Annotated in this window: 8 protein-coding genes and 2 pseudogenes; 8 read left to right on the top strand and 2 right to left on the bottom strand. The window is 56.6% G+C overall.

What is annotated here, in order from left to right; all coding sequences use genetic code 11:
• Positions 1–142: 142 nt before the first annotated feature.
• From LB577_RS33350 to LB577_RS30110, 8 genes and pseudogenes are all read left to right on the top strand, one after another.
• Positions 143–736, top strand: a complete 594-nt coding sequence (locus LB577_RS33350) for an ABC transporter substrate-binding protein (RefSeq protein ID WP_318013567.1) — start codon at positions 143–145, stop codon at positions 734–736.
• A complete protein-coding gene (locus tag LB577_RS30080; protein WP_224690067.1) occupies positions 736–1,677 on the top strand; it encodes an ABC transporter permease in 942 nt (313 codons plus the stop codon). The genes LB577_RS33350 and LB577_RS30080 overlap by 1 nt, the downstream gene beginning before the upstream one ends.
• Before the next feature lies 1 nt (position 1,678).
• The gene (locus tag LB577_RS30085; RefSeq protein ID WP_224690073.1) at positions 1,679–2,557 is read left to right on the top strand and encodes an ABC transporter permease; all 879 of its coding nucleotides are present in this window, start codon (positions 1,679–1,681) and stop codon (positions 2,555–2,557) included.
• Position 2,558: 1 nt separating this feature from the next.
• Positions 2,559–3,566: an ABC transporter ATP-binding protein gene (locus tag LB577_RS30090; RefSeq protein ID WP_224690068.1), complete on the top strand. Its 1,008-nt coding sequence runs from the start codon at positions 2,559–2,561 to the stop codon at positions 3,564–3,566.
• A pseudogene (locus LB577_RS30095) lies at positions 3,563–4,590 on the top strand (ABC transporter ATP-binding protein). Before LB577_RS30090 ends, LB577_RS30095 begins: the two are co-directional and overlap by 4 nt.
• 95 nt (positions 4,591–4,685) lie before the next feature.
• Positions 4,686–5,918, top strand: coding sequence for a serine hydrolase domain-containing protein (locus LB577_RS30100; RefSeq protein ID WP_224690069.1), 1,233 nt, complete (start codon positions 4,686–4,688; stop codon positions 5,916–5,918).
• 320 nt (positions 5,919–6,238) lie between these two features.
• Positions 6,239–7,597: a CapA family protein gene (locus LB577_RS30105; RefSeq protein WP_224690070.1), complete on the top strand. Its 1,359-nt coding sequence runs from the start codon at positions 6,239–6,241 to the stop codon at positions 7,595–7,597.
• A gap of 342 nt (positions 7,598–7,939) precedes the next feature.
• A pseudogene (locus LB577_RS30110) lies at positions 7,940–8,696 on the top strand (transposase).
• A gap of 595 nt (positions 8,697–9,291) precedes the next feature.
• Here the strand turns inward: LB577_RS30110 and LB577_RS30115 are convergent.
• Both LB577_RS30115 and LB577_RS30120 read right to left on the bottom strand, forming a co-directional pair.
• A complete protein-coding gene (locus tag LB577_RS30115; RefSeq protein ID WP_224690071.1) occupies positions 9,292–10,038 on the bottom strand; it encodes an aspartate/glutamate racemase family protein in 747 nt (248 codons plus the stop codon).
• Positions 10,039–10,302: 264 nt separating this feature from the next.
• Positions 10,303–11,133 carry a GNAT family N-acetyltransferase gene (locus LB577_RS30120; protein WP_224690072.1) on the bottom strand — a complete coding sequence of 277 codons (831 nt, stop codon included), beginning with the start codon at positions 11,131–11,133 and terminating at the stop codon, positions 10,303–10,305.
• Between the last annotated feature and the right edge of the window lie 624 nt (positions 11,134–11,757).

Consider the following 11,757-nt stretch of genomic DNA (forward strand, 5'->3'; position numbering starts at 1 on the left):
GTGATATTTATTTCAGGCGAATGAATTGTTTGAAGAACCCGTTTGACAACGTAAAGGTTCGGCAAGCGATGCTTCACTTAATTGATCAGGAAGCGGTCATGCGTACCAGCTTCCCCCCCCCCCAGAAGTCATTAGTCCGATTATTTCGTTTTTTGGGAACCACACGCCCTATGCAAATAATGAAAATACCGGATGGTACAAGAAGGGTGGAAACCCAGAAAGGGCCAAGCAACTCCTCAGCGAAGCCGGATATTCTGGCGAAACGCTGGTCATTCTCCAACACGCGAATTGGCGCGAAGCCAACACCATGGAACAGTTCCTGGCCGACACGTTGAAGAAAATTGGGGTCAACGCTGAGCTTGTGCCGAGCGACCAAGCCGCCTTTGTCGCACGCCGCAAGAGCCGTGACTGGGACATCTTCATGGGGAGCGAGACTGATTATGACCGCAGCACTCCGATCAGCAATTCCACTCTAAGTGCGAATGGGGAGCAGGGCTGGTGGGGCTGGCCGAAGAGCGACGAATGTGAGGCTCTTCGGGCAAAATGGGCAGAAGTCGAAACACTCGAAGAGCGTCAGGCGCTGGCCCGCGAGATGCAACGTATACAATGGGACATCGCCGGGACCGTTTTGCTGGGCTCAGCTGTCTCACCAATCGCGCGCAGCAAGACACTCGTCGATCTTATCGAAATGCCGTCGCTCATTCCGATGTGGAACATGCGGAAGGTCCCAGCCTAATGGCTGCCTATGTCCTTCGCAGGTTCGTTTCGGCCATCGCTGTCATGGCGATGGTCGGGATCTTTGTCTTCCTCTTCGTAAGACTGGCGCCCGGTGACCCGGCGGGTGCGATCGCCGGCGATAAGGCTACGCCTGAGATGATTGCGGCAATTCGCGAGCAGTTGGGGCTCAATAAGCCTATGCCAGTTCAGTTCGTGCATTGGGCGGTCAGTATCCTCAGCGGGGACTTCGGGAACTCACTTTTCTCCGGGCGACCCGTCATCGAACTCATCTCGCAGCGGCTTGAACCGACTACTTCGCTCGCGATCCTGACGATGGTCCTTTCAGTTACAGTCGGGATCTCATTCGGAATCCTTGCGGCGTGGCGAACTGGTGGTTTTGCTGATCGCATCCTGACGGCATTTGCTACACTTGGCTTTTCTGTCCCGGTGTTTGTAGTCGGCTTCTTTCTGATATACCTGCTTGCGGTCACTACACACTGGCTGCCCGTCCAGGGCTATGAGCCGATCGATGGTGGTCAAGGGTCTTGGTTTGTGCACCTGATCCTTCCCACAGTGGCTTTAAGTCTGGGATACATTGCATTCATCGCCCGAGTTACACGGGCGAGCACGCTTGAGGTTTTGTCGGAAGACTATGTGCGAACGGCCGCCGCCAAAGGCGCATCGACCTATGCCATGCTTTTCCACCACGCTCTAAAGAATGCAGGCGTTCCGATCCTGACAGTCGTCGGCATCAGCTTCGCTTATCTGATTTCTGGGGTAGTCATCACAGAAACAGTGTTCAACATACCCGGTATCGGACGTCTGGTCGTCAATGCGCTCAACAACCGCGATTACGCTATCATTCAAAGCGTACTCATCCTTGTTTCAGGGCTATACGTACTAATCAACCTGATGGTCGATATTGCATATACGCTGATCGATCCGCGTGTCCGGTATTGATATGGCGCTTCTCTCCGCACAAATAGAAACTGCACCAACGGGTCTCAGAATACCTGCCCTGGCTCCTCTCGCGCGGCGGCATCCCCAGGTCTTGATAGGCGGCGGGCTCCTGTTTCTTCTTATCGTTCTGGCGCTGGCCGCCCCGCCTTACGCCGGAGATCCGACGAGTATGGATCCCTACAAACGCCTCCAGCCGCCTTCTGCCGAGATGTGGTTTGGAACCGACAACCTGGGCCGCGACGTATTTGCGCGGACTATCTTTGGGGCGCGAATCTCCCTTCTGGTTGGACTGATTTCAGCTTTCTGTGCGAGTTCGGCGGGGCTTCTGATTGGTGTTTTGGCTGGCTACGTCCGCAGCTTTGATAGCGTCATCATGCGGCTGATGGATGCTCTGATGTCGATGCCAACAATGCTACTGGCCATCGCTCTCATTGCTCTGACCGGCCCCGGGCTTGGCACCCTCATTGTCGCCATCACCATACCTCAGTTGCCGAGCATTACACGGCTGGTTCGGTCGGTGGTTTTGGGCGTGCGGGAGCGTCCCTATGTGGAGGCCGCGCTTTGCGGCGGCGCGAGCCTGCGGAAGGTGTTGTGGCGGCATATCCTTCCCAGCACTCTCCCAGCGCTTATGGTCCAGAGCGCCACGGTCTGTGCCGATGCTATCCTTACAGAGGCCGGTCTGAGCTTCCTTGGCGTGGGGGTGCCTCCCGAAATCCCGACTTGGGGCAACATGATTTCAAACTCTAGGTTGTTTCTCGGCATAGCGCCGATGACGATCTTCGCCCCCGGAACCTGCCTTGCCGTCACGGTACTTGCAGTCAACCTGCTCGGGGACGGCCTGCGCGACCTGTTTGATCCCCGCGCCAGACAGAGGCGCTAAAATGCAGATGCATCAAAGGATAGGAAACGACTTACTGCTCGAGATGCGAGACCTCGAAACGCACTTCTTTGGCGAAGACAGCGTCACCCGCGCGCTCAGCGGTATCAGCTTCCAGGTCAAAAAGGGCGAGACGCTGGGCATTGTGGGCGAATCGGGATGCGGAAAAAGCGTCACCGGCCTCTCAATCCTCCGCCTGCTGCCGAAGCTAACCGCCAAGACAGTGGGAGGCGAAATCCGCTTTCACGGACGCAATCTTCTTGAGCTGTCTGACCGAGAGATGCGCAAAATCCGTGGCGACCAGATCGCCATGATCTTTCAAGAGCCGATGACGAGCTTGAACCCGGTCTATACGGTCGGACACCAGATCGCTGAAGCGGTGCAGATACACACCAAAGCGTCGCGCTCGGTGGCCATGGCAAAAGCCGAAGAAATGCTTCGCATGGTTCGCATTGCTGATCCTGATCGTCGGGTTCGTAACTATCCGCACGAGATGTCTGGTGGGATGCGCCAACGCGCCATGATTGCCATGGCGCTTGCCTGCTCACCGGAATTGTTGATTGCCGACGAGCCAACTACTGCGTTGGACGTTACTATTCAAGCACAAATACTTAGGCTTATCGTTAATCTTAAAGAGCGCACCGGAACGGCCGTGATGTTTATTACGCACGATCTAGGCGTTGTAGCCGAAACATGTCAACGCGTTATTGTCATGTACGCCGGCCGGATCGTCGAGCAAGCTCAGGTAAATGATTTGTTCGCGTGCCCCACGCATCCTTACACCCAAGGCCTTATGCGCTCCGTTCCTGATAGGCGCAAAGGTCGCCAGCGGCGGCTTCCGGAGATTCCTGGCATTGTACCAAGCCTCCGCCAACCTATTGAGGGATGTAGCTTTGCGCCTCGGTGTCCGTTCGCAATAGACATTTGTCGTGAGAAGACGCCCGTCCTTGATGATGTCAAACCGGGTCACGCCGCCGCTTGCTGGCGCGCCAAAGAGGTAATGGGCGCATGACCGGTCCTCTGCTGAAGGTCGAAAACCTGACCAAGCACTATCCGCTTGGCTCAGGATTCCGGAAGAAGACTATTCCAGTGATTCGGGCGGTGCAGGATGTGTCTTTTTCCGTTGAGGCGGGCGAGACCCTCTGTATCGTTGGTGAATCCGGTTGCGGCAAGTCGACCGTCGCGCGGCTCCTGATGCGCCTTGTGGAGCCGACGGCTGGTCGCGTACTGATCGACGGAACCGACGTTGCAGGTCTTAAGAAGGATGCTCTTCATGCTTGGCGCCGTCGGATGCAAATGGTTTTCCAGGACCCTTACTCGTCGCTGAACCCGCGCCTTACCGCGGGACAGATCATCACTGAACCGGTCGAGAACTTTGAGCGTCTCAGCCGCAAGCAACGCCAGGCACTCGCTGCGGACCTTCTCCGAAAAGTCGGAATGTCGCCCGAGATGATGCACAGGCTGCCCTCCGAACTGTCGGGCGGTCAGCGCCAGCGGCTCGGCATTGCACGCGCCCTGTCGCTCAATCCCTCTCTCATCATCGCCGACGAAGCGGTATCAGCCCTCGACGTCTCCGTGCAGGCGCAGATCTTGAATCTGCTTCTGGATCTGCAGCAGCAGATGGGCATCGCGTTCGTCTTCATCTCGCATGACCTCGGCGTCGTGGAGCATGTCGGACATCGCGTGGCGGTCATGTATCTGGGGCGGATCGTGGAGCTCGCCCCGAGCGAGGCGCTCTTCGCCAAGCCGGTCCACCCGTACACCGAGGCGCTGATTGCGGCCGCTCCGGTGCCGGATCCGACGCGGATTAGGCTGCAACCACCTATTGAGGGCGAGGTGCCAAGTCCCATTAACCTCCGAGCGGATGTGCGTTCCATCCGCGCTGCCCGCTCGCGGTCGAACGTTGTCGCATTGAAGTGCCGCCCTTGGTGCCGATGGCCGACGGGCGCGTCGTCGCCTGTCACGTGCGCGCTCCGGCCACAGGGGGACTTGGGCAGTCGGTGGTGGGCAACGTTTCGCTCAGTGCTCTGGCGTAACACCAGCCCCCTTTATCCATTGAAACATTTTTGGAGCGCACGGCTCCTTCGGCGCCGAACATCGCCAAGTAAATACGAAATGACGAGGTAAATAGATGGATGAACATTCACGCGAGAACAATCACCAACCGCCAGGCGCAAATAGAGCAACCAGCCCACGCAGCCTCACAGTGTGGCTGCAGAGCGATAATTTCGCTGAGTTTATCCGAGCTCAGATGCAGGCGTCACACATACCCGGATTAAGCTTGGCTATCATCGATCAAGGCCATCTTGTTTATACCGCCGGGTTCGGACTCGCGGACATTGCACTCGGCCACGCGATGACGCCCCAGACGCTGCTGAATATTGGCTCGATCACCAAAACCATAACCTGTGCTGCTGTGATGCAGATGTACGAACAGGAAAAGCTTGAACTTGATGTGCCAATCGATCGGTACTTGCCGTTCCCCGTACGCAATCCGGCTTTTTCGGATCGGCCCATTACCACGCGGCAGCTACTGACCCATACATCTTCCATTGCAGATAGTCCGTTGTTCTGGTCGAATTATGGTTGTGGTGATCCGCGGGCGATACTTGGCGAGTGGCTAAAGGAGTATTTTACGACCAGTGGATCGGCCTTTGACGCCAAACAAAACTTCAATCCGTGGGCGCCGGGAGGCGCGTACCAATACTGCAACGTGACCTATGGATTGCTTGGGCTGCTGGTGGAGAGACTGAGCGGCATGTCGTACCCAGATTATTGTAGCGAGCATATTTTCGCACCGCTTGGGATGACTGACGCTCGCTTCTTGCTAGAAGGCATGCCGCGAGACAAGCATGCTACGCTTTACGACTACGTTGACGATGGCGACGTCACCAAAATGGAATTGATTGATCCTAGATGGTCCGCGCCTAAAGATCAAAAGGAGATTCATGTACCGCACTGCCTTTATAGTTACGTGACCTTGTCAGACGGCCTTGCGCGTACCACGGCCTCCGAGCTGGCGAGATTTCTCATGGCCTACATGCAAGATGGTGTGCTGGAGGGCAAGCGGATACTGCGGGCAGAAACCATCAAGGAAATCTTAAGCGCCCAGAACGTTAAAGGTCTACCTTTGTCCGAAGGAATACAAGGCCTTACTTGGCGACAGAATGACCGTATTAAGGCCGCTAATAGACCGTGGCGTGGTGTATGGCAGCACAGCGGCAGCGATCCAGGAGTTTCGACGTACATGGGCTTCCGCCCGACGGACAGTCGCGGAGTCGTCCTGCTGGCGAACCTCGGTGGCAACCCACGCGCGCGACCCGAAATTGTTGAGCGCATATTGGGTTGGGCAGATGATAAATAGTAAGCACGCGAAGAAAACCTGGTACGGTTTGAGTCGGTCGATCTGTCGAAGTGTCCAGGGTTGTCGGATGGCGTGGGCGAGCATACCCCGCGTTTTTGGGGGTGTCCCTCGCTGCACACAGGCTCCGTGGCGGACTGATTATCCCCACACCGTTGGGAGTCGTGAGTGGCTCGGGCGGCTTCCGCGTCAAGCGCTCGCCACCGAAGGTTGCGGCCGACTCCGGCTAATTCTCTCTTAGTTGTACGATAGTACCTTCCACAGCTTCGAAATTCACAGCGTACAGCTAGTAGGAAGACAGAACAGAGATGAAGGAAAATCTTATGGAAAACAAGAACGGTGGAGATCCGTCCCAGCTGGGTGCAGCCTATGACATCGTCGGTTCGATTGCAACGAACGTGGCGGACGGCTTCACGATGGCCGCGGTCGGCGACCTAATCGTGTCGCGTGCGGTGACGAAATCGCATAATCTTGCTTTTGGCGACGTGGTCAAGATCCTTCATGATGCTGACGTCACCTTTGGCAACCTGGAAGTCAACGTGTTCGATATCCGTTCGTTCAATGGATACCCGCAGGCTGAATACGGCGGCGCCTATCACCTCAGCCTGCCAGAGGTTGGCCCAGATTTGAGGGCGATGGGATTCAACATTTTGGGTCGCGCAAACAACCATTCGCTTGACTGGGGCGTTGAAGGCATGCGCGAGACTAGCCGAGTGCTCGATCAAAACGGGATTATCCATGCAGGGGTGGGCGAGAATCTCGCACAAGCCAGCGCTGCGCGCTTCTTCGAGACCGCTCGTGGTCGCGTGGCGCTGCTGTCGTGTGCTACAACATTCAAGCCCATGGCGCGGGCGGGCGATCCTGCGGCCGAAGCGCCAGGCAGACCAGGCCTAAATGCCCTTCGTTTGGCGCAAAGCATCGTGGTTCCGCCCGAAATGCTCGGGAATGTGAGGCTGATAAGTTCTGGCTTACGCACCGACGGCCTCGTCCCCGAAGACGCCAAGACGGTCGTGCTCGCGGGAGTGACGTACAAAATGGGCGACAAGATCGGATACAGCTTCGAGCCAGACTCGCGCGACGTCGCCGACATTCTACGAAACGTTCGTCGGGGCAAACAGTTCTCAGATTTTTGTATCGCCACGAACCATGGCCACGAACCTGGAAATTGGAGTCAAGAGCCACCTAACTACGAGCAAGCGTTTGCGCATAGCGTAATCGATGCCGGGGCGGACGCTTACATTGGGCACGGACCTCATCAACTGCGGGGCATTGAGATCTATAAGGGTAGGCCGATCTTCTATAGCCTTGGGAACTTCTTCCAGGACGACTTGGGGACCCCCTCAGGGGCGGAAATGTACGGGGACTACGCCAAGGATCCTCGGGTCGACACGGATGCCGAAGTGAAAGTGGCCGAAATGGCAGGCTATTCAGACCCGATCTTTTGGGAAAGCGTCATCGCCGTCAGCCGATTCGAGCAGAACCAGATTGCCGAATTGCGGCTGTACCCAATCGAGCTCGGTCGGTCAAACAGGTTTGCAAACCGCGGCATCCCACGTCTCGTAGCCAAGCAGCAAGCAAGAGCCATTCTCGAGCGTCTGCAGACACTTTCGAAGCCATTTGGAGCCGAGATCGCCATCGAGAACGATGTGGGTGTGATAAGATTCAGCCCGACCTCGCCGTGAACACACGCACCGCTGTCGATGAGCGGCGGCGGCCGGTGAGGTCAGTCCATCCACTTGCCCACGTCCGAGGGCACGCAAATCGCCAAATTGCAGTGGGCCTCGATCCTCGATTCAATTGCCCGGGTGATCGCTGCATTGGTGGCAGCCGCATAATGATGTGGTTGCCTTTCGGAGAGGCTCCCGCAGCATGTATTTCCCGTGGCTCAGTTCACCGACGGTAGTCTATGCCCGGAATCCGGCAGGTCTTTTCCTCCATTTCCGATGACGTGCCTCCCGTTTTTCGGACCGTTCGGAGCTGGAATTTTCCATTTATGATCCCGGCATCGGGAGAAGGAGGATTCCGTGAAGAGGTCGAAGTTTTCGGAGGCGCAGATCGCATTTATCCTGCGCCAGGCCGAGGAAGGAACAGCTGTTGCGGAGGTGTGTCGCAAAGCCGGCATTTCGGACGCAACTTTCTACAATTGGAAAAAGCGCTATGGCGGTCTGACGCCGTCGGAGGTCAAGCGCATGCGTCAACTCGAGGATGAGAACAACCGGCTCAAGAAGATCGTCGCCGACCTGACGCTCGACAAGGCCATGCTGCAGGATGTTGTGCGCCGAAAGCTATGAGGCCTGCCCGCCGACGGCGGCTTGTGGATGAGGTTCGGACGGATTGGAGAGTGTCGATCCGCCGGGCATGCGCGACGTTTCTGATCGACACGTCGCTCTATCACTACAAATCAAAGCGCGGCGAGCAGGCCGATCTCAAAGCCAGGATCAGGGAGATTGCCCAGACACGGGTGCGCTATGGCTACCGGCGTGTTCACGTGTTGCTGCGCCGGGAAGGCTGGGCGGTCAACTCGAAGCGAATCTATCGTCTTTACAAGGAGATGGGCTTGCAGCTCAGGAACAAGACGCCGAAGCGTCGGGTAAAGGAGAAGCTGCGGGAGGATCGCACCGATGCGACGCAGAGCAGCACTGGTTCCTGAGCCTTGACGACGCCCGTGCCAAGATGGAGGAATGGCGTAAGGACTACAACACAGTCCGACCCCATAGCGCGATCGGCAACAAGCCGCCGATATCGCTTATGAAAGGCTCATCGGCGGCCGTTCCGCCTTGAGCCATCACCCCCGGAAGTTCCTGCCCGGGGCGCGTCACACCCCCGGAAGTTCCTGCCCGGGGCGATCCAAAGATGGGGAGCACGTCACCCACGCCGGAAACGAACTCAAAACTGGATAGAAACTGGGGGCAACGTCACCGATCCCAGATTGGCGGGCTGATTAGTCCCTCGCCTTCTCAAGATCGCGTTCTATCGAAATGCTCAGAGAACCGAAATTAACGCATCGGCCGCCCATGCTATTTCTCTGATTGGACCTATTTGACGTCGACCTTGGCATGCCCGCATTCCGGTTCATCTAATCCAACGCTTCACCAGCAATAATAACGACTCTGGATGGGCGTCATTCGACACTTTCGCCACTCAATTCAATTCGAGAATTAGTCAAAGGCTGCCAAGGTGTGCGTCTTTGCGACGTGCAGAAACTGGCTTCGCCTAAACCGGTTCGGAGCCCTGGGTCGAGCACAATCACGGAGCTGTTACCCTCGGCAATGTAGCGTCGGGAAGGCGCGCAGGTTGACCGGGACAGCGGCGCTCGCCTTCGAGCCAGCTATAAGGACCTTACGCAAGCCCAAGTCGATTCGGACAGGCCGTCCATTCAAGCGAGAAGAGATTTTGTAATGCTCATCAGATCAAAGATGGGCACATTGGTCAGCTTGCGAATGTCCGACCGCCACTTCGGCATCCCAACGCACTCGATCACGAGTGCTCGAACGTCCTTAAGCGAGCCGTCGTTCAACTCCGTTTTTAAACGAATGAGAAATTCCTCGCGGAGGCTCTCTTCTGTCCAACCACCGACCCCGAAGCAATCAGGCTCCTCGATAGCTTTCCAGGACGGCAGATCGCTGAAGCCCACAATCCGCATGCGCCTAATTCCACTGTGGTCACGCAGTAGCGCCTCTACGCAGGGCTTTGAATAGGTGAGCACGCCAACCGAGCCCGCTGTGGCCGAGAGCGCCAGATCAAGAAAATCGAGACCACTAAGCAGCACTGGTATTTGAGTGCTGCCTCTTAGCGACTTCCAGCCGCACCAGAAAAATCCGCAATTCGCGATTACAAGATCGGCGTCGCTTTCCAGGCGGTGTACGGCTCGGGTGATTCCCTCAACCGCACTGTCCGCCCCAGCCAGGGTCTCTCTCGGTCCACCGCCTCTTGCGACTGCGTAGACAGTATCGAACGGCCACGACGCCGGGCATTCAATACTCCCAACGCAATCTGAGCCAAGGCCGACCCGGTCGGTCGGCGAAAATTGCCCGTAGTCGGCAGTGAGATTGTTGTATTCCATCAAAGCGACACCGAGCGTCGGGGCACTTCCTTTAGCCATTGCCTTTTCCTTCTGGCCCACTTCTATAGCTCCTGGCTCAGGGGATTATCATTGCTGTGGAGGAGCTCGTGGCGACATATCCAGCCAGGTAGGGGCGAGATGGTTTAGAATAGACGCTATCTCTGGGACCATCCCCACCCCAGATGAATGCCATATAGGCTGAACTCGACATAAGATCCGCGAGGAGTAGCATTCGGAAAAAAACAAAAGCAAAGAACCCGCGCCGCAGGAAGAAAAGGGGAAACAGAACATGACAATCTCTCGACCCAACCTCCAAAATGTGGATCACGGAAAACCAAACCTAAGGGTCGGCAGTGCATAGGTGTGGAAGGACCTTGCGACATCTACTCGGGGCTCACCACGGCGCATCGCGGTGGAACTGAAAGTCTCTGCTATCCCAATGGAGTTTAGCCAATCTGCCAGCTCCGACTCCGGACGGAGGTCGATGGAGAGAGCCGCGCCGGCACAATTCGAAAAGAGCATGGACAGTAGGCACCTTGCTTCAACGCTGCTGCGCGCGACGACGGGTCCTGCGACTTGTTTGCGCCTGTATTGGAACAGTGCCGCATAGCCCATCACTTTTCCGGAATGGCGCATGACGGCGAAGCGCCCCGTACTCCAAAGCGCCGAGATGAGTGGCCGGCGATCGAACCCCGTGGCACGGCGGTCAACTTCGGATATCTGATCGAAATCATCATCGGTTGCCCATTCGACATCGTCCGGCACCTGCACGGGCGCTACTACGCCCCGATGGGTGTATATCGGTTCTATTACCTTGAATCCAAGCTTGCGGTAGAGCGGCAGGCCAACGTCGTTGGCGATCACTCGGCATTCGCGTGCACCCGCCTCTTCAAGAGCGAGCTTCATGAGGCGAGCCCCAAGCCCCCGGCGGCGCATCTTTTCATCGACGATCAGGAGGGCGATAGTCGCGACTTCATCGAACAGCTCCATGCACATCGCCCCGATGACCTGACCGTCCATAATGGCAACATAGCCAAGCCTCAGCCCCAGAAGCATTGCCCAGTCATCCTTAGGATAATTCAATCCGACGAGCCTCAGCGCGTCGTCGAGGTACTCGGTTCCGATTTCGGCGAACTTGATTTCAGTTTTGGGCATGATCTATTAACCTTTTGTAGAGTGATTGTCTTATTTTCACCCTCGGCCAGGCTGCCTTCCCTCGGACGGGCCCCGCCGATTAGATCGGGGAGTGAAAATGGCGGGAGGCTGGGCAGTTGGTGCGGCCCAGAATGACAGCGTCCGCTTGGCTGAAAACATCTAATCCTATTGCTGGTCTGCCGAAACGTTGCACAAACACAGCCATTTGGTGGTGACAAAGCTCCTGATTGGTAATGTCCGTTATAGGCACGCCCTCAGACCTTGCGCATCAGCTAGCTGCCCCACGACGTCGGAAAGATTGCTGGACCTTGATCTTCGGATTGGCGGGATTGAGCGACGTAATCCTGGCGATGATAAGCGCTCCTCTTGCTATTGCCTGTAATCTGGCGTTGCATGCTGTGCCTTGATCCGAACGTAAATCTCATCAGCTTTTCAACATGCTTCTACCTCAGAGTTGCAGTGAACCTACCATTGGCGATGATCTGCGATCGCAAAGATTCTGTGAAATTTTTGTGCTGAGCGGACGATCAAGAAGCTGGGAAAGAAATATGATTGACTGCACGTCTGCTTCGAGGCCGGGCCGACGGGTTACGGGTTGTGCCGGCAGGTTCGCGATCTTGGTCA

Source organism: Mesorhizobium sp. B283B1A, assembly GCF_020165735.1.
Lineage (GTDB): Bacteria > Pseudomonadota > Alphaproteobacteria > Rhizobiales > Rhizobiaceae > Mesorhizobium > Mesorhizobium opportunistum.